General features: G+C 68.5%; 20 protein-coding genes, 1 tRNA gene and 3 pseudogenes. 16 read left to right on the top strand and 8 right to left on the bottom strand.

The features are described 5' to 3' along the window. Positions 1-141: 141 nt before the first annotated feature. Positions 142-436: pseudogene (locus B5557_RS46285) on the bottom strand (transposase); the annotation flags it as partial. A 131-nt stretch (positions 437-567) separates the two neighbouring features. Here B5557_RS46285 and B5557_RS21240 point away from each other — a divergent pair. The 5 genes and pseudogenes from B5557_RS21240 to B5557_RS21220 all read left to right on the top strand — a co-directional run bounded on the left by B5557_RS21240 (position 568) and on the right by B5557_RS21220 (position 6,558). After that, positions 568-2,337, top strand: a complete 1,770-nt coding sequence (locus B5557_RS21240) for a protein-arginine deiminase domain-containing protein (protein ID WP_231975985.1) — start codon at positions 568-570, stop codon at positions 2,335-2,337. Positions 2,338-2,367: 30 nt separating this feature from the next. Further along, positions 2,368-3,264, top strand: coding sequence for a nuclear transport factor 2 family protein (locus B5557_RS21235; RefSeq protein ID WP_079660960.1), 897 nt, complete (start codon positions 2,368-2,370; stop codon positions 3,262-3,264). A gap of 284 nt (positions 3,265-3,548) precedes the next feature. Beyond that, the gene (locus B5557_RS21230) at positions 3,549-3,947 is read left to right on the top strand and encodes a type II toxin-antitoxin system VapC family toxin (RefSeq protein ID WP_079660959.1); all 399 of its coding nucleotides are present in this window, start codon (positions 3,549-3,551) and stop codon (positions 3,945-3,947) included. Positions 3,948-3,972: 25 nt separating this feature from the next. Next, positions 3,973-4,163 (top strand): annotated as a pseudogene (locus B5557_RS45265) (transposase); the annotation flags it as partial. Between the two features lie 382 nt (positions 4,164-4,545). Beyond that, positions 4,546-6,558, top strand: coding sequence for a S9 family peptidase (locus B5557_RS21220; protein ID WP_079660958.1), 2,013 nt, complete (start codon positions 4,546-4,548; stop codon positions 6,556-6,558). Positions 6,559-6,570: 12 nt separating this feature from the next. On the opposite strand, the pseudogene B5557_RS46280 reads toward B5557_RS21220, so the two are convergent. Next, positions 6,571-6,873: pseudogene (locus tag B5557_RS46280) on the bottom strand (transposase); the annotation flags it as partial. Positions 6,874-7,207: 334 nt separating this feature from the next. Further along, positions 7,208-7,795 carry a DUF4145 domain-containing protein gene (locus tag B5557_RS46275; RefSeq protein ID WP_159424410.1) on the bottom strand — a complete coding sequence of 196 codons (588 nt, stop codon included), beginning with the start codon at positions 7,793-7,795 and terminating at the stop codon, positions 7,208-7,210. Positions 7,796-9,311: 1,516 nt separating this feature from the next. On the opposite strand from B5557_RS46275, the gene B5557_RS21200 reads away from it, so the two are divergent. The 4 genes from B5557_RS21200 (at position 9,312) to B5557_RS21190 (ending at position 12,769) form a co-directional block, all read left to right on the top strand. Then, positions 9,312-9,749, top strand: a complete 438-nt coding sequence (locus tag B5557_RS21200; RefSeq protein WP_159424409.1) for a hypothetical protein — start codon at positions 9,312-9,314, stop codon at positions 9,747-9,749. An 877-nt stretch (positions 9,750-10,626) separates the two neighbouring features. Further along, positions 10,627-10,788: a hypothetical protein gene (locus B5557_RS43780; protein WP_159424408.1), complete on the top strand. Its 162-nt coding sequence runs from the start codon at positions 10,627-10,629 to the stop codon at positions 10,786-10,788. Positions 10,789-11,331: 543 nt separating this feature from the next. Then, entirely contained in the window at positions 11,332-12,507 is a 1,176-nt protein-coding gene (locus B5557_RS21195) for a tyrosine-type recombinase/integrase (RefSeq protein ID WP_079660954.1), read from the top strand. A 4-nt stretch (positions 12,508-12,511) separates the two neighbouring features. Beyond that, a complete protein-coding gene (locus B5557_RS21190) occupies positions 12,512-12,769 on the top strand; it encodes a DUF6221 family protein (RefSeq protein WP_143688204.1) in 258 nt (85 codons plus the stop codon). A gap of 110 nt (positions 12,770-12,879) precedes the next feature. Here B5557_RS21190 and B5557_RS21185 read toward each other — a convergent pair. Beyond that, positions 12,880-12,953: transfer RNA gene (locus tag B5557_RS21185), tRNA-Gly, on the bottom strand. Between the two features lie 191 nt (positions 12,954-13,144). Beyond that, positions 13,145-14,593, bottom strand: a complete 1,449-nt coding sequence (locus tag B5557_RS21180; protein ID WP_079660952.1) for a M1 family metallopeptidase — start codon at positions 14,591-14,593, stop codon at positions 13,145-13,147. Positions 14,594-15,263: 670 nt separating this feature from the next. Between B5557_RS21180 and dcd the strand changes: the two genes are divergently transcribed. Together dcd and B5557_RS21170 are read left to right on the top strand one after the other, a co-directional pair. Beyond that, a complete protein-coding gene (dcd, locus tag B5557_RS21175) occupies positions 15,264-15,839 on the top strand; it encodes a dCTP deaminase (RefSeq protein ID WP_079660951.1) in 576 nt (191 codons plus the stop codon). Positions 15,840-15,880: 41 nt separating this feature from the next. Further along, the gene (locus B5557_RS21170; protein ID WP_443031263.1) at positions 15,881-16,390 is read left to right on the top strand and encodes a phosphoribosyltransferase; all 510 of its coding nucleotides are present in this window, start codon (positions 15,881-15,883) and stop codon (positions 16,388-16,390) included. 39 nt (positions 16,391-16,429) lie between these two features. Here B5557_RS21170 and B5557_RS21165 read toward each other — a convergent pair whose 3' ends face one another. The 3 genes from B5557_RS21165 to B5557_RS21155 form a co-directional block, all read right to left on the bottom strand. Continuing rightward, entirely contained in the window at positions 16,430-17,218 is a 789-nt protein-coding gene (locus B5557_RS21165; RefSeq protein ID WP_231975984.1) for a hypothetical protein, read from the bottom strand. 230 nt (positions 17,219-17,448) lie between these two features. Then, positions 17,449-18,501, bottom strand: coding sequence for a Yip1 family protein (locus tag B5557_RS21160; protein ID WP_079660949.1), 1,053 nt, complete (start codon positions 18,499-18,501; stop codon positions 17,449-17,451). A 212-nt stretch (positions 18,502-18,713) separates the two neighbouring features. Then, positions 18,714-21,005, bottom strand: a complete 2,292-nt coding sequence (locus B5557_RS21155) for a (Fe-S)-binding protein (RefSeq protein ID WP_079660948.1) — start codon at positions 21,003-21,005, stop codon at positions 18,714-18,716. Between the two features lie 207 nt (positions 21,006-21,212). On the opposite strand from B5557_RS21155, the gene B5557_RS21150 reads away from it, so the two are divergent. From B5557_RS21150 to B5557_RS21130, 5 genes are all read left to right on the top strand, one after another. Beyond that, a complete protein-coding gene (locus tag B5557_RS21150) occupies positions 21,213-22,628 on the top strand; it encodes an MraY family glycosyltransferase (RefSeq protein ID WP_079660947.1) in 1,416 nt (471 codons plus the stop codon). A gap of 95 nt (positions 22,629-22,723) precedes the next feature. Further along, positions 22,724-24,565, top strand: coding sequence for a molecular chaperone DnaK (gene dnaK / locus B5557_RS21145; protein ID WP_079660946.1), 1,842 nt, complete (start codon positions 22,724-22,726; stop codon positions 24,563-24,565). Continuing rightward, complete coding sequence (gene grpE, locus B5557_RS21140; RefSeq protein WP_079660945.1) at positions 24,562-25,224, top strand: nucleotide exchange factor GrpE; 663 nt, start codon at positions 24,562-24,564, stop codon at positions 25,222-25,224. The genes dnaK and grpE overlap by 4 nt, the downstream gene beginning before the upstream one ends. 57 nt (positions 25,225-25,281) lie before the next feature. Further along, a complete protein-coding gene (gene dnaJ / locus B5557_RS21135; protein ID WP_079660944.1) occupies positions 25,282-26,460 on the top strand; it encodes a molecular chaperone DnaJ in 1,179 nt (392 codons plus the stop codon). Positions 26,461-26,465: 5 nt separating this feature from the next. Then, positions 26,466-26,933, top strand: coding sequence for a heat shock protein transcriptional repressor HspR (locus tag B5557_RS21130; RefSeq protein ID WP_079664907.1), 468 nt, complete (start codon positions 26,466-26,468; stop codon positions 26,931-26,933). Positions 26,934-26,973 lie beyond the last annotated feature (40 nt).

Here is a 26,973-nt window from a genome sequence, read left to right as displayed (position 1 = left end):
TTCCCTCGGCCCGGGCTTTCGGACGGCTGGTGAACGCGCGCGCCACGACCGTGGGTGTGGGCGACGTGACCGTCGAGAAGGTCACGCAGTAAGCCGCATGATGCGGTAGGGGTGGGTGTCCGGTACCTCGGACACCCACCCCGAGGCCGCGTCGGGGACCGCGTGCACACTGACCGCGACCTGGCAGTCGGCCTGCTTGCCCAGCGCACCGCGGCACTGGCGGGCGACGCCGACCGACATCCTGCCGTCCTTCGGGAACGGCATGTGATCGACCGTCCGGGCGCCCGGGCCCATCCACGGCACCAGCCCCCTCGGCGATCCGCCGGCGCACCGGCATCGGAGCTCAGGTGGACCGGTTCACGAACTGGTGCAGGTTCTGCTCGCTGCCGTCCGGCAGCGGCGAGCCCATGGCCTGGAAGGACTTGCGCCGCCCGTCACGAGTACAACTTTCGGATGACCGGAGTCCGGCCTGTCGGCGGGGGTGGTCTCGCTGGTAGGCGGAGTGAATGCCTCATGGGGTCGAGATGGGATGGCGGTGCAGGTCACCACCCGATGAGGAGTACGGGAATGAACAGAGTGAGGGTCAGGACCGCGACAGCGTTGGCGATCGCCCTGGCGGCCGTCTCCGGCACTGTGTCGGCGGCCACGGCTGCGGGCACGGGGGCCGTACGGGCGGACATCCGTGCCGATGTGAACCGTGACGGCACGGTCGATGTCACCGGGGATTCCGATGTCGCGGGCAAGACGACGTGGAACAGCGGGCGGGGCGCGATCTTCCTGCCGAACCTCGGTGACAAATTACGGCGTTGCAAGACCAGGACGCCGGACGGCCGCTGGCTGTCCAATGCTCAACTTGAGGCCTGCAACGACGCCCAGAGCGACGTCGTGCGGGCGCCCGAGTACCTGGCGCCGCTGCGCACCGTCCCGGTCGGCAACGTCTCGGACGCAGCCACCGGCACCCTCCAACTGGTCGGCCCTGGCAGGTCCAAGGTGCGGCTGTTCCTCAAGCGCGGCGACGCCTGGACCTACGTCACCGCCGGCACCCAAGTCACCGCCGCCGAACTGCGTGCCGGGCTCCGGCTCGGTCTGGACGGGCGGGACGTCATACGGGAGGACTGGGACGGCCGGATCACCGTCCGGTTCACCGTCACCGACGGCGGCCGCACCTCCACGGACGAGGTGATGCTGCGTGCCGCCCCGGTCCTGACGCAGCACCATCTTCAGCGCGTCGAGCAGGCGCTGGTCGTGGACGGCAACCGCGATGACCGCAACCAGCGGAAGTTCGCCCGAGAGTTCGCCAGGGAAGTGCGCAAGGCCGGTATCACCAAGCCGACGTACATGTTCAAGGACGGCTCGGACATCTGGGCGCAGGACTTCATCGAGCCCGGCTATGTCAGCATGCCCGGCCCCGGCGGTAAACCGCGTGTCCTGCGCGTGATGATCCGCTCCGCGCAGATGGACCGTGACGCCGGCAAGCAGGTCTTCGAGCTGCGCGGGCCCGGTGTCGGCGCCGTACAGATCAACAAGGGCCGGTACGACGGCCAGATCAACTCCACGGGCAACCTGGAGACCATCCCGCCGTACACACACAACGGCACGTCCTACCCGGCGGGCCGGATCATCACCGGCAGGCACGGCTCCCGGCTGCCCGCGCACACGGCCTTCCTCAAGGCCCAGCAGGCGCAGGACCCCCTGGTGCTCGACACCGGATGGCTCGGTGTCGGCCACGTGGACGAGTTCGTGCAGTTCCTGCCCGCCGACACCCCGCGCGGCTGGAAGATCGGCATCGCCGACCCGGAGGGCGCGCTCGCCCTGCTGCGCAAGGCCCAACGCGACGGGCACGGCCACACGAAGGTGTTCTCCATCCCCCGCTCCTACGCCTGGGGCCGCGTCCCCACGATCGACCAGGCCCTGGCCGACCGGCAGTTGCTGAAGGACAACGCCTACGCGGCCCGGAAGATCAAGGAGAACCTGGCGCTGCTGAAGCGCGAGACCGGCGTCACGGACGCCGAGATCGTGAAGATCCCGGCGATGTTCGAGGGTGGCTTCGGTGGCTCCCCCGGAGCGCAGGACCGTCCGGTCATCGCCTACCACCCCGGTGCCGTCAACGGCGTCGTGCTGACCCCCACCACGTATGTCTCCCCCAAGCCGTGGGGCCCGGTCATCGGCGGTAAGGACATCCTCGCCCAGGCGGTGACCAAGGCGTACGCCAAGGTCGGCATGCGGGTGCGCTACCTGGACGACTGGCGTACCCACCACGTCTCCGCCGGTGAGGTGCACTGCGGCACCAACACGATCCGCGCCGCCGGCACCCCCTGGTTCAACTCCCCCAAGTAGAACCGGACTGACCGTACACAGGAGACTCAAGTGAGATACCGCAAGACCCTGCCCTGGCTCGCTGCCGTGGCCTTGGCCTGCTTCGCGACCGCCTGCAGCAGCACGTCCGGCAACGACCCGGCCGCCTCGTCGACGACGTCCGCCGCGGCCCGCTCGGCGTCGGCCTCCGAGGAGCGGAACAAGGCGCTCGTTCTGCGCCTGTACTCGGAGGCGTTCAACAAGGACAAGACCGACGTGGTGAAGGAACTCGTCGCGACCGACTACGTGCAGCACGACAAGTCGGTGCCCGGTGGAGCCGACGGGCAGGTCAAGCAGTTCAAGGACGTCAAGGCGAAGATCCCCGGTGCGGTGGCGACCGTCAAGCACGTGGCAGCCGACGGTGACCTGGTGGCCGTGCACTGGCAGGCGTCGGCCACCCCGGCGAACGAGGCGACGGGCGAGGCCCAGGCCGACCTGTTCCGGGTCGACAACGGCAAGCTGGTCGAGCACTGGGGCATCACGCAGACCGTGCCGGCCAAGACGGCCAGCGGGAACTCGCTGTTCAGCGACGTGTACCGGTACCCGAACGGGGCACCGACCCTGTCCGAGGAGCAGGAGGAGAAGAACCGGAAGTTCGCGGTCGACGCGTACCGCAAGCTCTCCGACGGTGACGCGACCGTGATCGACAAGAGCTGGAACCCGCGGTACTACCAGCACAACCCGGCGGCCCCGAACGGAACGGCTCCGCTGAAGCAGTTCTTCGAGCAGAACACGCAGGACGCCCCCTCGCCCAGCAGTACCGGAGGCGGCGGGACCCGGTTCGGCAACACCCTCGCCGACGGGGACCTGGTGTGGGTCTTCAGCTCCGACTACGTCGTCGTGGACCTCTTCCGCGTGGTCGACGGAAAGATCACCGAGCACTGGGACGTCGTCGCCGACGGGCATTGACTTGCTCCTCGGGCTGAAGCCCGAGGATTCTGGCCTTCCGTGACTGGTTGCTGTGCCGCTACGCGGCACGCGGTTCGGTCGGGAATCCGTGGCTTCCTGTTTCTTCGCGCTGTGCCAGAACGGATTCTGGTCTTACCGGCGCTCCGCAGGCCGACACCGCCAGTCCGGCGGCCGGACGAGCTGATCGCGGACTTCGACAAGGTGCACGGCCCGGCCGACCCCGAGGCCGTGGCGGCCAAGCGTGCCCGGCTGACCGGTGGCGCTTCACATGCCGGAGCAGCCACGTGAGCGGTGCCCTGGTCCTGGACAGCGAGTGCCTGGCGAAGGCCGTACAGCGTGATCGGGAAATCCACGAGTGGCTGACGGCGGCTCGCGACGCGGACCTGCCAGTGATCACCTCAGTCGCCGTGCTGGTCGAGGTGATCCACCCGAAGATCAACGATGCCGCACTGAAGTGGGCCCTGTCCCGCCTGAGTGTCGAGCCGGTGACCCAGGCCGTCGCGCAATCCGCCGGCGCTTTGCTGCGCGCAGCGGGGCTGCACGGCCACAAGTACGCCATCGACGCCATGCTGTGCGCGACCGCCCTGCAGCATCCCGGCCGGGTGACGATCCTGACTTCCGATGTGGAAGACATCGGGCTGCTCACCGCCGAGCACCCACGCGTGAGTTCGGAGAAGGTCTGAGCCGAGGCGCTTGAAGGACCTGTGACGGGATCTGCCGGAGCGGTTCGGGCCGTGGAAGACGGTCTTGAACGCCATCGGCTCTGGTCGGCCGACGGCACCTGGGAACGCTTGCTGCAGCAGGTGCAAGCCGCGGCCGATGCCGCGAGGGAGGTCGACTGGGACATCGCGGTGGACTCCGCCATCGTGCGTGCTCAACAGCATGGGGCCGGCGCCCGGACCGACCCGCCGCCGGAGCCCGCGTCAAAGGGAAGTCGGCCCGCACGAAGCGGACGAAGTCCGTGTCCCTGATCGACGGTATCGCTGCCTCTGTGAGCATGTGGCGTGCGTCCAGGCTGCCACCGTTCGCGGAAGTGCCCGGGATGCAGAGGTTGGCACCATCCGCCCGCGCCCGGAGTTCGTCTCGTTCAACGAGCCGATCAGATCGGCCACCGCTCCAGCGCCGTTCACGAGTCAGCTCGTAGGCGGTTGACGGGATCCCGTCCGATCACTTCGATCGGGCGGGATCTCTGCGTTTCGCCGGACGGGCGGCAGGCACCCCTGGCGGGCGGCGCCCGCAATCCGCTGTTCACCGCCTCCTTCGCGAGCAAGAATCGTCCGCATGTCTGCGATCCCCGGTGGCACGACCGCCTTCCACGACCTGCCCGCGTTCCTCGCCCAGCCTCGCGTCAACTCCCTTGCGCTGTCCGCCGACGGTGGCCGTCTCGTCGCCGCCGTGCAGACGTTGTCGGAGGACCGGACCAGGTTCGTGTCCGGGCTGTGGGAGATCGATCCGGCCGGGGAGCGCGAGGCGCTGCGCCTGACCCGGTCGGGGAAGGGCGAGTCCGGGCCCGCGTTCGGCCCGGACGGGGTGCTGTACTTCCTGTCGGAACGCGAGGACGACAGTGAGGAGGACAAGCACGAGGGCGCCGCGCTGTGGGCGCTGCCCGGGCGTGGTGAGGCCGCCGTCGTGGCCCGGCACCCGGGCGGGATCACCGCGTTCACCGTCGCCCGGGACTCCGGCGCGCTGGCCCACACCGCCGGGCTGCTGCCCGGGGCCGCCGACGCCGACGCACACGGCAAGCTGCGCACGGCGCGCAAGGACGCGAAGGTCACCGCGATCCTGTACGAGGCCGGGCCGACCCGCGCCTGGGACCGCGATCTCGGCCCCGAGGAACAGCACACCTTCGTGCGCGCGGGGGCCGAGGGCGCCGTGGTCGATGCCGGCGGGCAGGGCGTCGGCCTCGAGCACCCCGGGGACGTGGCGCTGTCGCCCGACGGGACGCGAGTGGCCTACACCCGGTTCGTACCCGGCCGGGTGCCCGCCGAGAACCGCACCGCCGTGGTGGTGGCAGACGCGGCCACCGGCGAGGAGGTCTTCGTCCTGGGCGATGTGGAGCACCTCTACGAGGCGCCGGTGTTCACGCACGACGGCTCGGCGGTCGTGTGCTCGCGGATGACGTGGCCGACTTACGACGAGTCGATGGACATGACGCTCGTCCGGGTCGGCGTGGACGGCGGCGAGGCCGTCGATCTGCTGCCCGGGTTCGACAACTGGCCCGTCGGCGCCGTCTGTTCGCCGGTCGACGACGCCCTCTTCTTCGTGGCCGATGTGGAGGGGCACGCGCCCGTCTTCCGGCGGGACGCGGACGGCGCCGTGACCCGGCTCACCGCCTCGGGCGCGTACGGCTCGCTCTGCGTGGCCCCCGAAGGGCGGACGCTGTACGCGCTGCGCAACGCGATCGACTCGCCGCCGCGGCCGGTCAGGTTCGAGGCCGGCGTCGCCGACCAGACGCCGGTCGAGCTGCCCGCCCCCGGTGCGTTCGACGCGCTGCCGGGCACCCTCACCGAGGTGCACGCCAACGCGGCGGACGGGTACCGGCTGCGCGGCTGGCTCGTGCTGCCCGAGGGCGCGTCGGCCGAGAACCCCGCGCCGCTGCTCGTCGCCGTGCACGGCGGGCCGCAGGGCAGCTGGAACGGCTGGACCTGGCGGTGGAACCCGTGGCCGTTCGCGGCCCGCGGCTACGCGGTGCTGCTGCCCGACCCGGCCCTGTCGACCGGCTACGGTCAGCAGGGCCACCGGCGCGGCTGGGGGCAGTGGGGCGGGGTCCCGTACACGGACGTGATGGCGCTGACCGACGCAACCGAGGCCCGTGACGACATCGATGCCGCGCGCACCGCGCTCGGGGGCGGCTCCTACGGCGGCTACATGGCCAACCGGGTCGCCACGAGCACCGATCGGTTCAAGGCGATCGTGAGTCACGCGGGCCTGTGGGACCTGCGGTCCTTCCAGGGCGACACCGACGCGCCCTGGTACTTCCAGTGCATCTTCGGGGACCCGGTGACCCGGCCCGAGCGGTACGAGGCGCACTCCCCGTACCTGGACGCCGCGAAGATCCGTACGCCGATGCTGGTCATCCACGGCGCGAAGGACTACCGCGTGCCGGTCGGCCAGGGCGCCGCGCTCTTCCAGGATCTGCAGCGGTTCGAGGTGCCTGCGAAGTACCTGTACTTCCCGGACGAGAACCACTGGATCCTCTCCCCGGGCCACATCCAGGTCTGGTACGAGGCGTTCCTGAACTTCCTCGACCACCACGTCCTCGGTGCCGAGTGGCAGCGGCCCGGACTGCTGTGACCGCGGGCGGGCGTCGGCCTTCGACGAGGCGGGATCCCTGCTTTTGGGCAGGAACGGACGCCGGTTCACCGCGGCCGACGCGTTGGCGGACGCCAGGTGCAGCGACACCCCGGCCCGGCAGTTGGTGACCTCGCCTGCGACGCCGGTGTACTGCCGGGGCACGCGGGTGGCGATGTCGACGGCGTGGTGGGACGGTTCCACGCCGACGAACGTGTGGCCGGCGGGGCGTGGGGCGGCTGCTGTCGTCGGCGGCCGGTTCGGCGGGGCCGCGAGCAGCGGGCTTCCAGAGTCCGGCAGTTGTACCCGTCCGATCATTTCGATCGGGCGGGATCTCTGCGTTTGTGGGCGCTCGCCTCGTGGTACTGCTCGCCGCTGGCATGGTGTCGCTTTCCGGTCCGTGCCGACGGCGGCAGCCGTGCTTCTGGGGTGCAGCCACTACCTGCCGACTTGGCACGCGAAGGGCAAGTGGCACTCGAATTGGACTAGACAACAGACAAGGCCCAGGTCTCTGACCTGGGCCTTAGTCATGGAGCGGGTGACGAGAATCGAACTCGCGCTCTCAGCTTGGGAAGCTGCGGTCATCTGGGGCCCGTTCGGGCGCTCACCTCGGCGGATGGCTGCAGAACCGTCTAACCGGGCCGGCATGCTTTCACCGTGGTTCCCCGCTGCTCCCCGCTGTATCTGGTGCGCTTGTGGTGCAGGCGCTCGGCCCATCGCCGGGGAACACCGCTTCGGCCGAAGGAGCTTGCTGCACCTGGATGCTTGCGAGGGCCGGCGGGAGCAACGGAGGCTCACCTGCCCTGCGCCGCCGGAATGCCTCGAACTGCATGGGGAGGGCGTATACGTAGTTCAAGATTGCTTCTGTGAGCAGCAGAGCATCATGTGCATCCTGCCTCTGTACCGGTATGCCGGTGTGGTGCGCTCCGTGGTTACCGAGACCTCGCAACTCCTGGGCCCACTCAAGCAAGCGACCATCAAGCTTCCCGTCGGCCGCGAGTTGCTTGAGCGCATTTATCAGTGGCTTCGCGGTCGCTCCTTGGTCGTGGCAGAGACCTTCGAGGACCCGTCGGACCATGACAGCCGTAGCAGTGAAGGACTTGCTGGTGAAGCAACGGCGAGCTTCTTCACACTCGTCGCGCAGCTTGCTCGGAACGCTGAAGCTGAGCTGACCACCCGTAGGTGGGTAGACCCGTACGGGGTCAGACCAGCGTCCTTCGAGGTCATCGTCCTGGGTCACGACCAGGGCCCTTCCGCTACTGGCTTATCGCACTCAGGGCAGTGGACGACGACCGGTGCCGTCGGATGAGGCAGCTCAAGAGTCACACTCCGAAGCTAGCGGAGGCGCTGCTCATCAACCGTGAGTTTGGCGTAACAGGCACTGACGAATAGGACGGCGCTTGAGAACGACGGCTCACGTCGGGCAGTTCAACACGCAGCGTCTTCGGGATCGGTCCACCCGCTGTGTACCCCCGACAACCTTGGAACGTAGGACAGTTGACCTGCAACTTCGTTGATCGAGCTAGCGGACGCGAGAAACTCCGTCAGCCACCCTCGTTAACCGTGACTGACTCCGGGCTCTAGCTGGTTGTGGCACGCGACTTCGTAGATGCGTATGCGGTCAGCGTCCTTCGCGCTCGTAGCGCTCCACTCGGCGCGCCAACTTGGCTCGATACCTCTCGGGTGAGTGGGAGGCCTGGGATCGGCGAAGCATGTCCTCTGCCCTGAGAGTCTCTGCAAAGTCCCGGAGCGCGGGGATCCGGAGGAGGGCAGCGCGCTGCATCTCGGCCTCCTCGACAGTCCCCAGCGGGGTACTGGCGTTGCGTTCATGGTTGCAGCCCCAGTGTGTGAGGCGCACGTTGTCGCGCGTGTCACTGCCGCCAACCGCGACGACGCGAACGTGGTCGATACTCGGGGACCGCGGGTCCGGGTGCTGATAGGCCTGACCTACTGGATCTCGGCACAGACCGCAGATCCAGTCATCGCGTGCACCGATCTCTCCCACTGTGTACTGCTCGACGCCCCCGTTGCTCCGCATGCGCTCACGGCGGCGCTGGTCTTGGGCGCGCTTGGCATCGCTACGGCGCGGTTTAGGCCGATCTGCGCTGGTCACATCTTCCTACCTCTCGGGGGAACCGCAGCGCTCGCAAGGTCGATAACCCACCGCCTGCGCGTCACCTAGCAGCATCCAGCTGGCGTCATCCAACTGCCTGCCTTCGCCGACAATGAGCCCGCACTGCTCGTCGCCGTGGAACACTTCACGGCTGGCTGGAGCACTCGCGCGCACTAGCACCGCAGGCTCGCCAGAGCGATCAACACCCTCATCGGCATAGCACTCCTTCATCCACTGCGCCGCGTCCTCTTGGCCGAACCCGTCCGGGTACGGCAGTTCCCTTCCACGCATCTCTATCCCCAGCCCCCTGCTTGACCTAAGCGCCGTTACGCTCGGTCAAGCAGGTCTACATCAGGTTGGCCCATGAACCGACCGTTTCAGCGAAACGGGGCACAGCCGCCCACGACGTGCTGTCACAGATCGACACCTCAGCTGCGTCCGGGAAGCGACGCCAGCGGCACACGGCTCCGGAGGCCGCTTGGCACCCGGGCATTGCAGCAGGTCATGGTCCTGCCCACGACAGATCAGGCCGGACCAGTCCACGGATAGTCCACAGTTGCTGAGTGCCTCCTCAGGAACCATCCCACGGGGCACTGCCGACCCTGGTCTTCCAGCACCTGACCTCTGCCTCATCATGTCCCTCATGTCACTGACCTTCGGCCCTGACCGGCAGACCCGCGAATTCCAGTGCGACTGCTGCCAAGCCCCCATCGAGCGAGCCTGGAACTACGTCTACGCCGACGGCGTGCCCTACGCGGTGTACTTCGCAAACTGCTACCACCACAAGGACCGGGATCACGACGCGTGGATAGACGTGATCTTCGGCATGTGGGGCGTCGGGTCCGACCAGTGGGACGACCACGTCTCGTTCGCATGTCGGGTGGGGCCGGTCGCCGGCCAGGACGAGCCCGCATCCACCCTTGTTACGGCAGGCCTTGCGCACCCTGACGGCCCGCTCTTCGGTCGCAAGCTCGACCGAGAAGCCGCCTTGCAGCATTCACGCCTGGCGGATTTCTGGCAGGTCTCGGACTTCGTCCTGGAGCACGACCCGTTGGTGCGAGGTCACATCTACGGGCGCTGACCGACCCTTCGACGACGGCGATCTTCCTAACCTGCCGGTACAGCGTGCGGCCGACACTCCGGGGTGGGGAGAGGGAACCGCCCCGGGAACCGAGCTGCACTTGGGTTCCCGGGGCCGACTCGGGCAGGGGACCTCTTCGTCCCGAAGCAACTTGGGCGGGGGTGGTGCCCTGGGCTGGCGTTGCTCTCACCTGCGCTGATGGTCCGCAGACGTTCGCGCTTGTTCGCCGCTGTTCGTGGACGTTGTCACGCAGTTAGACACTCACCCTGCCCCTCGATGCGAACTACGGGCGGGGCGGTCGCTGAGGTCTGCTCGGCTGGTCAGCCGGGCGTCCGGGGCTCGTGCCGGTCGGTTGCGGTCGCGGTAGTTGCTGTACTTCGCTGCTGTACAGCCACAACCGATCTCGTGCGACCTGCGGCGACGTAATGGATCAACACTCTGAAGCCGTTGAGCTGTTGGCGACTGTCAACGTTGGTCACGGTTGAGTGCTCTTCCACGGCCCCGGCTCCGCTCGGAAGCCCGCTCCATGAGGTTGTTGCTACGGCGGCAACCAAAATCGGTGCAGCAAGGTCTAACGGGTATGAGTCCTCGTTTCACAGGGCCGGTTGCGACACGATTCAGCATGGTCCGACTGCTTGGGGTCAGCACGGTCATGATCGGTGCGGTTGCTGGGTGTACCACCCAGCCGACGGTGTGCGCGGCCTCGGCGGTGTCGGCGGTTCCCTCCGTCCAGCTAGACGTCTCGGCGTGGACGCGCTCGCACCCGCAGTCGGCAGTGCGAGCCTGCGCCGACACTCACTGCGTGTCGCGCCCAGCCGGGGAAGTCGGAGCACGCCTGTACGTCCCGACTCCGCCCGGTACCGACCCACGCCGCATTGTGACAATCAACCTCACCGCGGACCAGGCCGGGCAGCAGGTGCTCCGGACCAACATCCTGGTGCGGCTCGTGCACCACACCACGCACGATCCGTGCGGACCACGCGACTGGTGGACGGCGTCGGCCACCCTCACCGCGACGGGACGACTCCAGCCAGGCTGATCGTCGGCGCGTAGAGCCCTACTTTGGAAGATCGCGTATGCGAGTGTGCCCTGACCTGGTAAGACGGTGACCTGCGCGTTTCAGGGCGACTTGCCGACGTTCCCCGTCGCTCGCCATCTGACCGGGCACGCAGGGAGCACGAATACCCCTTCCTTGCGGAACCCCGGCCGCCTCGGTTCGGCTACGAGGAGTTCCGCTATGCCTGGCTGATCAGCACGCCAGCAGCACAGAGGGCGAACGCAAGCGCCATGAGGCTTTTCTTCCCGCTGCGACTGGAAGCCTGGCGCTGAAGTTCCCGCGCACCAAGCAACGCACCGCAGAGCAGGAGAACGCCAGCAACGACGCGTCTGATCGCCTGCATGGGCACCCGCTCAATCCTTACCGAGGTCTGCGGCGCTCACGGTACAGGCCCACGTCAAGCCGCACCCGCTTGAAGGTCGGCCGACACGTGCGCATCCCCGAGAGCGCGGTCGAGGAGTTCGTACAGTCCCGCACGGTCGAGCCCATCAGGCTCCGCCGCAACACGCTTCGGAGGGCTGCCTGATGGCTAACAAGAAGGGGAGGCGTCGCCGCTTCGGAGCGGTGAGGCAGTACCGGTCCGGCAAGTGGACGGCGTCGTACCTCGGGCCCGACGGCAACCGCATCCGTGCGGAAGAGCCTTTCGACACGAAGAAAGATGCGGAGATCTGGCTGTCCCAGGTTGAGGCAGACCTCAGTCGCGGGGACTGGCGCGCTCCCGACGCCGGCGCGGTCAACTTCGGCGTCTACGCCGAGAAGCGGGTCGAGGAACGGGAGCTGGCTGTTCGTTCTGAGGACCTGTACAAGCACCTCCTTCGGCTGCACATCCTCCCTGCCTTCGGGACGCTCGACCTGGACGAGATCACCGCTCCCCGCGTCCGTGAATGGCGGGCTGAGCGCCTCCGCACCACCAAAGCGAAAACCACCGTCGCCAAGTCGTACCGCCTCCTGAAAGGCATCCTTGAGACCGCTGTCGACGATGACCTGATCACCCGCAACCCGTGCCGGATCAAGGGCGCGGGCAAGGAGTCCGCCGCTGAACGGCGCATCGCCACCGTCGCCCAGGTCGACGCTTTGGCCGAAGCCATCGGTATCCGCTGGCGCCTCATGGTCTGCCTCGGCGCGTATGGCCCGATGCGCCCCGAGGAGCTGGCCGGCCTCCGCCGCCGGGACGTCGACCTCGACAACCTGGTGATCCGCGTCCGCGTTGCCGAGCCTGAGCGGACCAACGGCAAGAGGGCCCCCGGCGAGACCAAATCCGACGCGGGCGTCCGTGCCGTCGCCCTCCCGGCCTCCCTCCACAAGGAGGTGAAGCAGCACCTCGCCTGGTTCGCCGAGAAGGAGCCCGGGGGCCTGCTCTTCGTCGGCGAGAAGGGCGCCCCCTTCCGGCGCACGTCCTTCGGCCGCAAATGGCGGCGGGCCCGTGCTGTCGTCGGCCTTCCGGACGGCTTCCGCTTCTACGACCTTCGGCACACCGGACACACGCTCTCGACCCGTTCGGGCGCGACCCTCAAGGACACGATGGTTTGCGCTGGCCAGTCATCCGAGAAGGCCGCGCTGATCTATCAGCACTCCGACGAGGAGCGGCAGGGCGACGTCGCCGCCGGGCTCGATGACCTGGTCCGCGCTGAGCGTGCGAAGCACCACAGTAGGGAGAGGGCCAAGCAGGTTGGTGGCGACGCAGACAGCGCGCGAGCATGAGTTCATGGACGACCTTCTGAAGTTCCTCCGTGCGCGCAACGAGGAGGACAACCACGCCCATGCCTACGTGGCTCACACCTTCGGTGGCGAGGCCCTCCTCGACAGTCATCTGCCGATGCTCGACTTGATCGACATGCTGGCGCGGGACTTCAAGGTGATGGATTCCACGGACTCGCGCATTGCCGGTCTTGGGTACGCGCTTCGCGTCCTCGCTCAGTCGTACGCAGAGCATTCTGACTACCGCGAGGAGTGGCGACCCTAGAGGTCAGAAAGGGGGAGGCTGCGGGCCCTAGTGGTGCGGTTGTGGTGCGTAGCCTCCACACCGGTCTAGACAACAAACAACCCCCAGGTCCATGACCTGGGGGTTTCGCATGGAGCGGGTGACGAGAATCGAACTCGCGCTCTCAGCTTGGGAAGCTGATGTTCTACCATTAAACTACACCCGCGTATGGCGCCGGTCGGTGACCGGTGTCGGAACGCTCCGTCACTCTACCCCATGCCAGGCCCCGGGCGCTGAAGCCCGGGGGCTGAGGCGTCGACTGCCGTTCAGAGATGATCGGTTGGTCGGGGGCGGATTGCCTCCCTGTGTTCGGTTGCTCTGTTGCTCTGCCGCTCGGGTGACGCCGTCCCCGGGGGCTCAATCGGTTGCCGGGGCTGCCACCCAGTCGGGGTGGTTGGGCATTGCGGGGGTGGTGGGGCCGTAGAGCCATGGGGTGAGGAACGGGGTCAGGTCCTGGCCCGAGACCTTGGACGCCAGCTTGATGTAGTCGGCCGTGCCGGCGGTCCTCCCGCGGTACTGGGTGATCCAGGCCCGCGAGATCCTGTCGAAGGCGGCCTCTCCGACCTTCTCGCACAGCGCGTACAGCACCAGCGCCGAGCCGTCGTAGCGCATGCGCTTGAAGAGGTTGGGTTCGGTGGGCTCGGCGGGGGCTCCGTAGTCCCGTCGCCACAGGTTGTGATTCTCGTACGCCGTCTTCATGGCGGCCTCGAAGCTGCTGCCGCCGTGCGACTCCGAGTACAGGCGCTCGTAGAAGCGGGCGTATCCCTCGCTCAGCCACAGGTCCGACCAGGTGCGGATGGCGACGCTGTCGCCGAACCACTGGTGGGTCAGCTCGTGCACCAGATTGCGCTCGGCGTCGACCTGGGTGCCGAGGAGATCGGCCTTCGGGACCAGGGACAGGGTCTGGGTCTCCAGCGCCACCCCGAGGTCGGTGTCGCCGACCAGGATGCCGTAGCGGTTGAACGGGTAGGGGCCCAGGCGCTGTTCGAGCCAGGCGAGGTGCTGGGCGGTGAGGTCGCGGTAGGCCTTGGTGGGTGCGGCGAGGCCATCGGGCACGTAGTCGCGGACAGGCAGGCCGCCGGGGCCGGTGTGGTCGTCCGTGGTGAACTTGCCGATGCCCAGTTGCACCAGCTGCGGGGCGATGGGCTGTCCGGACTGGTACGTCCAGCGGACCCGGCCTTCGGGGCGCTTCTCGCGGGACTGGAGTCGGCCGTTGGCCACGGCGGTCAGGTCGTTCGGTGTGCTGATCCGGAAGGTGAACGGCGCGCGCAGACTGGGGTGGTCGTTCGCCGGGAAGATCATTTTGGCGCCGTTGGGCTGCGGATAGAGCACGGTGCCGTCGGGCGTGGGGATCCAGCCGTAGTCCTCGATGGCGTCGTCGCGGTGCCGTATCTGGGTGGGGTCGGCCGTGTAGGTCACCGTGACGGTGAACGCCGCGCTCTTCGTGATGGCCGAACGGGGGGTGACGACGAGTTCGTCGCCCTCGCGGACGGCGTCCGCCGGGGAGCCGTCCACCGACACCGACGTGAGGGTGTTGCCGGCGAAGTCGAGGTTGAAGCGGGACAACGCCTGGGTGGAGATGGCCTCGATGGTCGTTTTCGCCGCGAACGGCGTCTTGGGCGCCTGCCAGTCGAAGTCGAGGGTGTAGTGGCGCACGGTGTAGCCGCCGTTGCCGTCGAGCGGGAAGAGCGGGTCGCCGAGCCCGGCCGCACCGGGGGACGGGACGGGCGTTCCGTCGGCCGCCCGGGCGATCGAGCCGCCGGTGAGCGTGGCGGAGGAGATGGCTGCCGCGGTGACGGCGGCCATCAGGGCTCGGCGAGAGGGTCGTATGGAAATGGGCCAACGTATATGTATGGGTATGGGTATGAGCATGGGCATGACAGGGCTAGGCCTCTCAGCGGGATGATCTGCGAGTGGACCGGATCGGTGGCGGGATATCACGCCTGAAGCGGTCCCAGCTTCTCCAAGAGGCGTTCAGGGGCGCAAGCAATTCAAAGCTATTCGAAGGGTCGAATCCGGCCGTATCGCGCGGCCGCCCAGCGGATGCCCGGCGGGTGTCGAGGGGAGCGATCCGGGTGCGAGGGGCCGGAGTTGGGGCGTACGGTGGGGGAGCCGAAGAGGGGTCGGGCGGGGTCGGAGTGCCGCCTGCAGAGTCATCCCGTTCGTCCCGTAATGTGGCTTTCGTTGTCCGGTGGAAGCAGCCGGACGGGGCTCTTGGGGAAGGGACTCTAGGACTTGATGGAGCGCACCGTCGTCCGTTGTGCCGATGGGCACGTGTTCAGCACCGCTTCGTTTCCGATGCAGCAGGCGGACCGGCTCGGTCCCGGGCGGCTCGTCCGATGTCCTCGGTGCGCGCGGTTGCGGAACGCCGTGCCGGTGACTCTCGAGAAGCGGTAGCGACAGAACGACACGAGGGGCCTGGCGCGTGGAGTCGTCCGATTGTGGCGGCTCCGCGCGCCTTGCGTATCCTCGGGACGTGCTTCTCTCAGACAAGGACATCCGGGCCGAGATCGACGCCGGACGGGTCCGGATCGATCCCTACGACGAAACCATGGTGCAGCCGTCGAGCATCGATGTCCGGCTCGACCGGTACTTCCGGGTGTTCGAGAACCACCGGTACCCGCACATCGACCCGTCCGTCGAGCAGGCCGACCTGACCCGGCTCGTGGAGCCCGAGGGCGACGAGCCGTTCATCCTCCACCCCGGGGAGTTCGTGCTCGCCTCGACCTACGAGGTCATCACGCTGCCCGACGATCTTGCCTCGCGGCTGGAGGGGAAGAGTTCCCTCGGGCGGCTCGGGCTGGTCACCCACTCCACCGCCGGGTTCATCGACCCAGGGTTCTCCGGGCACGTGACCCTGGAGCTGTCCAACCTCGCCACCCTGCCGATCAAGCTCTGGCCCGGCATGAAGATCGGCCAGCTGTGCATGTTCAAACTCAGCTCGCCGGCTGAGTCCCCGTACGGCAGTGAGCGGTACGGATCCCGGTACCAGGGCCAGCGCGGGCCGACGGCCTCCCGGTCCTTCATGAACTTCCATCGGACCCAGGTGTGAGCGCCGGCGTGGGAGGGACAGAGGGCGCGGAGTCAGTGAACGTGGACGTGGCTCGGGAGAATCTCACCTACGAGCAGTTCGGGACAGCCGTCCGCGAGCTCGCGCAGACCATCGCCGACGACGGGTACGCACCCGACATAGTCCTCAGCATCGCCCGCGGCGGCGTCTTCGTCGCCGGCGGGCTGGCGTACGCCCTCGACTGCAAAAATCTTCATCTGGTCAACGTCGAGTTCTACACCGGCGTGGGCACCACCCTCGAGATGCCCGTCATGCTCGCGCCCGTTCCGAACGTCATCGACTTCTCGGACAAGAAGGTCCTCATCACCGACGACGTCGCCGACACGGGCAAGACGCTCAAGCTGGTCCGCGACTTCTGCCTGGACACCGTCGCCGAGGTACGCAGCGCCGTCATCTACGAGAAGTCGCACTCGCTCGTGAAGTGCGAGTACGTGTGGAAGCGAACCGACGACTGGATCAACTTTCCGTGGAGTGTCCTGCCCGTCGTGCGTAAGGCGGGGGAGGCTGTCACGCCCTCCAGGGAAGCGGTCTGACGCGTTCCGGCCCCGCCGCGTACCTTCCTCCGCACGGCGTCATGGCACTTTGCGCGCCGTGACGCCGCTGCGCTCGAAGTCGTAGACGTGGTCGTTGAGGCGGAGGCCGTCGACCGCGCCGATCCACATGAAGTCGCGGCTCACGTCCAGGCCGCCCTTGCCCACGGAGACCGTGTTGACGGTCGGCTTGGCGTTGCGGGACGTGAACGCCGCCTTCAGCGCGGTGAAGGTGCACGGCGTGGCAAGGGTGCAGCCGGTCAGGGTGCCCGTGTTGTCCGTGAGGAACCAGCCGCCGCTGCGCGTGGCGTCGAGGAACGGGCTCCAGCTGTTCGTCACGGGAGACGGGCCCGGCAGCCACACCAGCGTGGAGTAGTCGTCGGTGGCGTTCAGGTTCGGGTCGATCTCGAACCTGATGTTCGGCATGTTCGTCGGGCCGCCGTGGTCGACGTTCTGCTGCGTCTGGAACACGTGGAAACCGACTCGGCGCAGCCCCAGCAGCGATTTTCCGTAGAAGTTCACCTCGTTGCCGAAGTCGACCTGCTCGTTCACCTCCGGGGTCAGAGGGGGATTCAACGACCTGCCCGCCACCTCGATGCCGAGGCTTCCCCGCCCGTACGGCGGCCTCGCGGCGGTGCCGGTCACGCCGAACGAGCCGTACGGCCCGTTGCGGAGTTCCGCGACGGGAGAGCCGATCGTGTTGCGGGTGATGATGCCCCAGTGGTCCGGGTGGTCTCGGTTGTCGTCCGTGCCGGCGGAGGCCGATCCCGGAAGGAACGCGGCGATGACGGCGACCAGCAGGGCGGCCACGAGCACCGTTCCCCGTCTCACGCCAAAGCGAGCTTTCACGCGTACTCCTAAGTACTCCTGAAGGGGGAGGTCCAAGGTGAGTCACATTATCTGACGCTCTGTAGTCGATACGGTCCGACATGCGGCATATGTGACGTACGACTTGGCGTGACGTGTCGCTTGGGGTGACTGGACGCGAAAGGACCCCCGGCGATCCGCCGAGGGTCCTTAGGCCTGTTCCAGTGCCCTTGCGTGTGGCCGCCGGGTGCGGGCTAGAACGTCCCCAGCTTCACGATCGACAGCAGGGCGATCAGCTGGATCGAGGACGCGCCCAGCGCCTTCGGCCACGGGAGGTCGTGCGAGCGGGCGACCATCATCGTCAGGAGGGCGCCGCCCGCCACCCAGGTCGCCCAGCCCAGCAGTTGGACGAACGACGCGTCGCCGCCGAAGAACATCGCGACGACCAGGCGCGGGGCGTCCGTGAGGGACATGATCAGCATGGAGAGGCCGACCGTCGGCTGCCATGCGCCGTCGCCGCCGAGCTGACGGGCCAGCGTGTGCGTGACGACGCCCAGCACGAAGGAGCTCAGCACCATCGCCACGGCCGTGGTCAGGACGATCGGGATCGCGTTGGAGAGCGTCGCGTTGATCGCGTCCTTGCGCGCGCTGTCGAAGCCGAAGACCGCGAGCAGGCCGTAGAGGAAGGTGACGACGAGGGCGGGGCCCCACATCGTGTAGTCCCGCATCTGCAGGAAGGTCTGCTGGGGGGCGAGGACGACGCCCTTCAGCAGTTCCTTCCAGTGCAGGCGCGGACCGATGGGGCCGGCGGGAGCCGAGCCCGCGTGGTACGTACCACCCTGGTTGTACTGGTCGTACTGGTTGTGGTCGTCGATCGAGAAGGCCTGGGTGTGGCCCGGGTTGTTCGCCGCGTACGGGTCGTACGGGGCGCCCGCCGGACCACCGGCGTTACCAGCGCCACCACCGGCAGGGCCGCCCGGTCCGCGCGGCCCGCGCGGCGCGCCGTACGGGGCGTCGCCGCCGAAGTACTCCGGCTCGTCGCCGCTCTGGCCGCCGTAGCCGCCGCCGTTGGCCTGCGGCCACTGGCCGCCGCCCGCGCCCTGGCCGCCGTACTGCGGACGCTGCTGCGGGTACGGCTGCTGGGCCGACGGGTAGCCGTACGAGGGTCCCGAGGGTCCCGAGGGCGTCGACGGGCCCGAGGGCCGCGAGGGGCTCTGGGGCGCCTGCTGCCCGTACGGAGGGTGTTGCGGTCGCGCTTGCGGGGCCCGGTTGTCCCGGCCGCCGCGTCCGATCCTGAATCCAGCCACGCCTTCGAACGTACCTGGTCCTGCAGAGTGGTGTGCCCGGCCCACCGTTCGCACACGGCTTTGCTGCCGAGCTGTGACATCCCCTAAGGGGAGCAACGGGGTTGGCGTCAGGGGTTCTTCAGGGCGGTTCTTCGGGGCGGTTCTTCGGGGCGGCTCTTCAGGGGAGCGCGACGCCCCCGCGTCCGGGTGGGACACGGGGGCGTCGATACCCGCTACTTCACCGGCTGCGGCTCAGGCTCGCTCTCGGCGTCGGTCTCGCCGGCCGGGGGCTCGTCGTCGACCGGGGTCTTGACCGACTCCAGGAGCAGCTGGGAGACGTCCACGACCTGGATGGACTCCTTGGCCTTGCCCTCGTTCTTCTTGCCGTTGACCGAGTCGGTCAGCATGACGAGGCAGAACGGGCAGGCGGTGGAGACGATGTCCGGGTTCAGCGAGAGAGCCTCGTCGACGCGCTCGTTGTTGATGCGCTTGCCGATCCGCTCCTCCATCCACATCCGCGCGCCGCCAGCGCCGCAGCAGAAGCCACGCTCCTTGTGGCGGTGCATCTCCTCGTTCCTGAGGCCCGGGACATTGGCGATGATCTCGCGCGGAGGCGTGTAGATCTTGTTGTGGCGGCCCAGGTAGCAGGGGTCGTGGTAGGTGATGATGCCCTCGACCGGGGTGACCGGGATCAGCTTGCCCTCGTCCACCAGGTGCTGGAGCAGCTGGGTGTGGTGGATGACCTCGTAGTCGCCGCCGAGCTGCGGGTATTCGTTGCCGATGGTGTTGAGGCAGTGCGGGCAGGTCGCGACGATCTTCTTCGCCGACTTCGGCTTCTTCGACTCGGGCGTGACGTTGCCCTCGTCGTCCGTCTCCTCGCCGAAGGCCATGTTCAGCGCGGCGACGTTCTCCATGCCGAGTTCCTGGAACAGCGGCTCGTTGCCGAGGCGGCGGGCGGAGTCACCGGTGCACTTCTCGTCGCCGCCCATGATCGCGAACTTGACGCCCGCGATGTGCAACAGCTCGGCGAACGCCTTGGTGGTCTTCTTCGCGCGGTCTTCCAGCGCGCCCGCGCAGCCGACCCAGTACAGGTACTCGACCTCGGTCAGGTCCTCGATGTCCTTGCCGACGACCGGGACCTCGAACTCGACCTCCTTGAGCCACTCCAGGCGCTGCTTCTTGGCCAGGCCCCAGGGGTTGCCCTTCTTCTCCAGGTTCTTGAGCATCGTGCCCGCCTCGGAGGGGAACGCGCTCTCGATCATCACCTGGTAGCGGCGCATGTCGACGATGTGGTCGACGTGCTCGATGTCCACCGGGCACTGCTCGACGCAGGCGCCGCAGGTGGTGCAGGACCACAGGACGTCCGGGTCGATGACGCCGTTCTCCTCGGCGGTGCCGATGAGGGGCCGCTCGGCCTCCGCGAGAGCGGCGGCGGGCACCCCGGCCAGCTGCTCCTCGGACGCCTTCTCCTCGCCCTCCGTCGTCTTGCCGCCGCCGGCCAGCAGGTAGGGGGCCTTGGCGTGGGCGTGGTCCCGCAGGGACATGATCAGCAGCTTGGGGGAGAGGGGCTTGCCGGTGTTCCAGGCGGGGCACTGCGACTGGCAGCGGCCGCACTCGGTGCACGTGGAGAAGTCCAGCAGGCCCTTCCAGGAGAACTGCTCGACCTGGGAGACGCCGAAGACGTCGTCGTCGCCGGGGTCGGTGAAGTCGATCGGCTTGCCGCCGGACGTCATCGGCTGGAGGCCGCCCAGGGCGGTGGCGCCGTCCGCGTTGCGCTTGAACCAGATGTTCGGGAACGCCAGGAAGCGGTGCCAGGCCACGCCCATGTTGGTGTTGAGCGAGACCACGATCATCCAGACGAACGAGGTGCCGATCTTGATCATCGCGACCAGGTAGACCAGGTTCTGCAGCGCCGAGACGCTCAGCCCCTTGAAGGCCAGGACCAGCGGGTACGAGGCGAAGTACCCGGCCTCGTAGTGGTCCACGTGGTGCAGTGCGCCCTCCAGGCCGCGCAGTGTGTAGATCGCGAGGCCGATGGTGAGGATGACGTACTCGACGAAGTAGGCCTGGCCGGCCTTGGAGCCGGCGAAGCGGGACTTGCGGCCGGCCCGCGAGGGCAGGCTCAGCAGGCGGATCACCATCAGGACGGCGATGCCCAGGATCGTCATCACGCCGATGAACTCGATGTAGAGCTCGAACGGCAGGAAGTCGCCGATGACCGGCAGCGTCCAGTCGGCCTTGAAGAGCTGGCCGAAGGCCTGGGCGAGGGTCGGCGGCAGCGTCAGGAAGCCGACCGCCACGAACCAGTGGGCGAAGCCCACGATGCCCCAGCGGTTCATCCGCGTGTGGCCGAGGAACTCCCGTACCAGCGTCACACTGCGCGCGTAGGGGTTGTCTGTCCGTGCTCCGGCGGGGACCGGCTGGCCCAGCTTGAAGTACCGGACGAACTGACCGATGGCGCGTGCGAGGAGCGCGACGCCGACCACGGTCAGGACCAGCGACACGATGATCGCGGCGAGTTGCATTTCGGGGCTCCTCGGGCCTGCGAGGGGACTTCGGTGGAGATTACTAAGCGGTAACTTATGCAGTCCGTCTGAGAGTACCCCTTATTCTGCGTCGCACTGTAGCGGGGTGCGGAGTGATCTGAGTCGCTGAGGGTTGCCTCAGGGATCCGCCGTAATTGGGCCGTGTTATTCGTACCAAATTGGTACATTTATGACTAATTTATATCCGTGCTCTACGGGATCGTCGCTGCCGCCACCGCCCTGCTCCTCTCCGCCGTCCTCGCCGCGCTGCTGCGCGTGCCCGCCCTGCGCCTCGGGCTGCTGGATCGGCGGCAGCGGCAGCGACGGGTTCCGCTGTTCGGTGGAGCGGCCGTCGTGCTCGCCACCTGTCTTGTCGCGGTCGCCGGGGACTGGACGGGCATCGCGCCGCTCGGGGACGGCATCGAGGTGCTGCTCGTCGCCGGGGGCGCCGTCGCCGCGCTCGGGCTGATCGCGGACGTGTGGCGGCTCAAGGTGCGCTTCCTCGTCCTCGGCACGGCGGTCGCGGCGGCCTTCGTGGTGCCGTACGGCGACACCGGTGTGGTCTCCGGGATGCTGGGCGTCGGCTGGATCACCTTCGGCGCGCTGGCCTTCAGGGCGCTCGACCACGCCGACGGGGTGGCCGGGACCGTCGGGGTCGTCACCGCCTTCGGGGTCGCCGCGTGTGTCGCCGTCGAGGTGATGGACGGGCTTGTGGTGCTGCTGAGCGTGCTCGCCGCCGCGCTGACCGGGTTCCTCATGCACAACTGGCCTCCCGCGCGCGTGGCGCTCGGCGCGTGCGGGTCGCTCTTCACGGGGTTCCTGCTCGCCGCGGCGGCCGTCGTCGCCCGCGCGGGGCACGATCCGGTCGTCGGCACGGGGGTGCTGTTCGCGCTCACCGCGGTCGCCGGGGCCGACGTCGTCCTGGCGGCGGCGTCGCGACGGCTGGCCGGACGGCCTCTGCTGCGCGGCGCGCCCGACCATCTCGCCCACCGGCTGCGGCGGCTCGGGCTGACCGCCCAGGGGGTGACCGTGCTGCTCGGCCTCGCGGCGTTCTCGGCGGTGCTCGTCGGGGTGCTGGTGCATGCGGGGTTGGTGGACGTGCGGGCGGTGTGGTGGGTCGCGGGCGCGGCACTCGTCGTCGTGATCGGGCTGCTGCGGGTCCCGGTGTACGGGCCGCCACGCGCGCGTGGCACTCGCCGACCCCGGCCCGGCTCCCGATCCGCCTCCCGGTCCGCTTCCCGGCCCGGGTCCCGATCCGCTTCCTCGTCCGGCTCTCCGTCAGCCGCCGCGTCCTCCTCCGGCTCCCCGTCCGGTCCTGGGGCCGCCACCCGTGCCGGCACCGGCATCCGTTCTTCCGTCCGCCTTTCCGCCCGGTCGGCCGCGCGGTCGGTCGCCCGGTCCCCGGACCGCTCCCCCGACCGGTCCGCGGGCGGCCGGTCCGCCGGTCGGTCTGTCGTTCCTCCTGGCCTCTCCGGTGATCGCTTCGATGCCCGGCGGGCTGCGGTGTACGCGCCTCGGCGTCAACCCGAGTCCGTTGACCGTCCCCCTCGGGCCGAGATTCGGCGGACCGGTGGATCCGTATCCTCGCAGGTCAACGCGGGATTGCGTGTAAGGAACGGATAAGAGTTGAGTGGATACGACTCAGGTCTGTTGACCCAGTGGCGAGCCTCGTGCACACTTGAGTCCGTTCCACTCAAGTCAGCTGGAGGAAGATCACCATGGCACGTGCGGTCGGCATCGACCTGGGCACAACCAACTCCGTCGTCAGCGTTCTGGAGGGCGGCGAGCCCACCGTCATCACCAACGCCGAGGGTGCCAGGACCACGCCGTCCGTCGTCGCCTTCGCGAAGAACGGTGAGGTGCTGGTCGGCGAGGTCGCCAAGCGCCAGGCGGTGACCAACGTGGACCGGACCATCCGTTCCGTGAAGCGTCACATGGGCACCGACTGGAAGATCGAGCTCGACGGGAAGCCCTTCAACCCGCAGCAGATCTCCGCGTTCATCCTGCAGAAGCTCAAGCGGGATGCCGAGGCCTACCTGGGCGAGAAGGTGACCGACGCGGTCATCACCGTCCCGGCCTACTTCAACGACTCCGAGCGTCAGGCGACGAAGGAAGCGGGCGAGATCGCCGGTCTCAACGTCCTTCGTATCGTCAACGAGCCCACCGCGGCCGCGCTCGCGTACGGCCTCGACAAGGACGACCAGACGATCCTCGTCTTCGACCTCGGCGGCGGCACCTTCGACGTGTCCCTCCTGGAGATCGGTGACGGCGTCGTCGAGGTGAAGGCCACCAACGGCGACAACCACCTCGGTGGTGACGACTGGGACCAGCGTGTCGTCGACTACCTGGTGCAGCAGTTCAAGGCCGGCCACGGCGTGGACCTCGCCAAGGACAAGATGGCGCTGCAGCGTCTGCGCGAGGCCGCCGAGAAGGCGAAGATCGAGCTGTCCTCGTCCACCGAGACCTCGATCAACCTGCCCTACATCACGGCGTCCGCCGAGGGCCCGCTGCACCTGGACGAGAAGCTCACCCGCGCCCAGTTCCAGCAGCTGACGGCCGACCTGCTGGAGCGCTGCAAGACGCCGTTCCACAACGTCATCAAGGACGCCGGCATCAACCTCTCCGAGATCGACCACGTCGTTCTCGTCGGCGGTTCGACCCGTATGCCCGCCGTCGCCGAGCTCGTCCGCGAGCTGACCGGCGGCAAGGACGCCAACAAGGGTGTGAACCCGGACGAGGTCGTCGCCATCGGCGCCTCGCTCCAGGCCGGTGTCCTCAAGGGTGAGGTCAAGGACGTCCTGCTCCTCGACGTGACCCCGCTGTCCCTCGGTATCGAGACCAAGGGCGGCATCATGACCAAGCTCATCGAGCGCAACACGACGATCCCGACGAAGCGCTCCGAGATCTTCACGACGGCCGAGGACAACCAGCCGTCGGTGCAGATCCAGGTCTACCAGGGCGAGCGCGAGATCGCGGCCTACAACAAGAAGCTCGGCATGTTCGAGCTGACCGGTCTGCCGCCGGCCCCGCGTGGCGTCCCGCAGATCGAGGTCTCCTTCGACATCGACGCCAACGGCATCATGCACGTGACCGCGAAGGACCTCGGCACGGGCAAGGAGCAGAAGATGACCGTCACCGGCGGCTCCTCGCTGCCGAAGGACGAGGTCGACCGCATGCGCCAGGAGGCCGAGCAGTACGCGGACGAGGACCACCGCCGCCGCGAGGCCGCCGAGGCCCGCAACCAGGGCGAGCAGCTCGTCTACCAGACGGAGAAGTTCCTCAAGGACAACGAGGACAAGGTCCCCGGCGAGGTCAAGACCGAGGTCGAGGCCGCCGTCGAGGAGCTGAAGGCCGCGCTCAAGGGCGAGGACACCGCGGAGATCCGCACGGCCACCGAGAAGGTCGCCGCGGTCTCCCAGAAGGTCGGCCAGGCCATGTACGCCGACGCGGGCGCCCAGGCCGCCGGTGGTCCGTCCGCCGGCGCCGAGGCCCCCAAGGCTGACGACGACGTCGTGGACGCCGAGATCGTGGACGACGAGCGCAGGGACGGTGCCGCGTGACGGAGGAGACCCCGGGCTTCGAGGAGAAGCCCGACGTCCCCTCCGGCGCCACCCCTGAAGACGCCGAGCCGAAGGCTGCCCCCTCCTCCGCCTCGGCGGAGGGGGCGGCCCCGGCCGGGGACGCGAACCAGACAGCCGGTCTGGTGGCCCAGCTGGACCAGGTGCGCACCGCGCTCGGCGAGCGCACCGCGGACCTCCAGCGCCTCCAGGCCGAGTACCAGAACTACCGCCGTCGGGTCGAGCGCGACCGGATCGCGGTCAAGGAGATCGCCATCGCGAACCTCCTGACCGAGCTCCTGCCCGTGCTCGACGACATCGGCCGCGCGCGCGAACACGGCGAACTCCTCGGCGGGTTCAAGTCCGTCGCCGAGTCGCTGGAGACCGTGGCCGCCAAGATGGGCCTGCAGCAGTTCGGCAAGGAGGGCGAGCCCTTCGATCCGACGATCCACGAGGCCCTGATGCACTCGTACGCGCCCGACGTCACCGAGACGACGTGCGTGGCGATTCTGCAGCCTGGGTATCGAATCGGCGAGCGAACCATCCGCCCCGCGCGGGTGGCCGTGGCCGAACCGCAGCCCGGCGCACAGCCCACGAAGGCCGACGAGGCCGAGACGGCGGCGGCGGACGACAAGGAGAGCGGTGGCCCGGACGAGGGCTGAGCTTGACGCGATCGCCCTGGCGATCGTCGTGACTACGCGAGAGGAGGGACGTCGAGGGTGAGCACCAAGGACTTCATCGAGAAGGACTTCTACAAGGTCCTCGGCGTCCCCAAGGACGCCACCGAGGCCGAGATCAAGAAGGCGTACCGGAAGCTCGCCCGCGAGTACCACCCGGACGCCAACAAGGGCAACGCCAAGGCGGAGGAGCGCTTCAAGGAGATCTCCGAGGCGAACGACATCCTCGGTGACCCCAAGAAGCGCAAGGAGTACGACGAGGCACGCGCCCTCTTCGGCAACGGCGGCTTCCGTCCGGGCCCCGGAGCGGGCGGCGGCTCCTTCAACTTCGACCTGGGCGACCTCTTCGGAGGCGGCGCCCAGACCGGCGGGGCCTCCGGCGGCTTCGGCGGCGGCATCGGGGACGTCTTCGGTGGCCTGTTCAACCGCGGCGGCCCGGGCACGACCCGTACCCAGCCCCGGCGCGGCCAGGACATCGACACCGAGGTCACCCTCACCTTCACGGAAGCCATCGAGGGTGCGACGGTCCCGCTGCGCATGTCCTCGCAGGCCCCCTGCAAGGCGTGCTCCGGCACGGGTGACAAGAACGGCACGCCGCGCGTGTGCCCGACGTGTGTCGGCACCGGCCAGGTCGCGCGGGGTTCCGGCGGCGGCTTCTCCCTCACGGACCCCTGCCCCGACTGCAAGGGCCGCGGCCTGATCGCCGAGCACCCCTGCCTGGACTGCAAGGGCAGCGGGCGCGCCAAGTCCTCCAGGACCATGCAGGTCCGCATCCCGGCCGGGGTCACGGACGGGCAGCGCATCCGCCTGCGTGGCAAGGGCGCACCCGGCGAGCGGGGCGGCCCGTCCGGCGACCTCTACGTCGTCGTACACGTCGACCCCCACCCGGTGTTCGGCCGCAAGGACGACAACCTGACGGTGACCGTGCCGGTGACGTTCACGGAGGCGGCCCTCGGCGGCGAGGTCAAGGTGCCGACGCTCGGTGGACCGTCCCTGACCCTGAAACTGCCGCCCGGCACGCCCAACGGCCGCACCATGCGGGCGCGGGGCAAGGGCGCGGTCCGCAAGGACGGCACCCGCGGCGACCTGTTGGTCACCGTGGAGGTGAGTGTCCCGAAGGACCTGTCGGGGAAGGCTCGTGACGCGCTGGAGGCGTATCGCGAGGCGACCGCGGGCGAGGACCCGCGGGAGGAGCTGTTCGAGGCCGCGAAGGGAGCCTGAGAGTGATGGACGGCCGTCGACGCAGTGACAGTTTTCGTGGGCCGTATGAACTGACCGAGGAGACCCCGGTCTACGTCATCTCGGTGGCGGCCCAGCTCTCCGGCCTGCACCCGCAGACGCTGCGCCAGTACGACCGTCTGGGCCTCGTCTCCCCTGACCGCACCGCCGGTCGGGGCCGACGCTACTCGGCCCGTGACATCGAACTGCTCCGCACGGTGCAGGCACTGTCCCAGGACGAGGGCATCAACCTGGCCGGCATCAAGCGGATCATCGAACTGGAGAACCAGGTGGCCGCCCTGCAGTCCCGGGTGGCCGAGATGGAGGCCGCGCTGGACGGCGCGGCCGCGGCGATGCAGCAGCGCGAGGCGGCGGTGCACGCGTCGTACCGACGGGACCTGGTGCCGTACCAGGAGGTACAGCAGACCAGCGCGTTGGTGGTGTGGAGGCCTAAGCGGCAGCAGTCGTCGGACTGATGCGCACCGACTGAGGTGTACCGGCTGAGGTGTATATGGG

Origin of the sequence: Streptomyces sp. 3214.6, from assembly GCF_900129855.1 — a bacterium.
GTDB lineage: Bacteria > Actinomycetota > Actinomycetes > Streptomycetales > Streptomycetaceae > Streptomyces > Streptomyces soliscabiei.
Note: the sequence above shows the minus strand (reverse complement) of the source record. Positions and strands in the feature narration are given on the sequence as shown.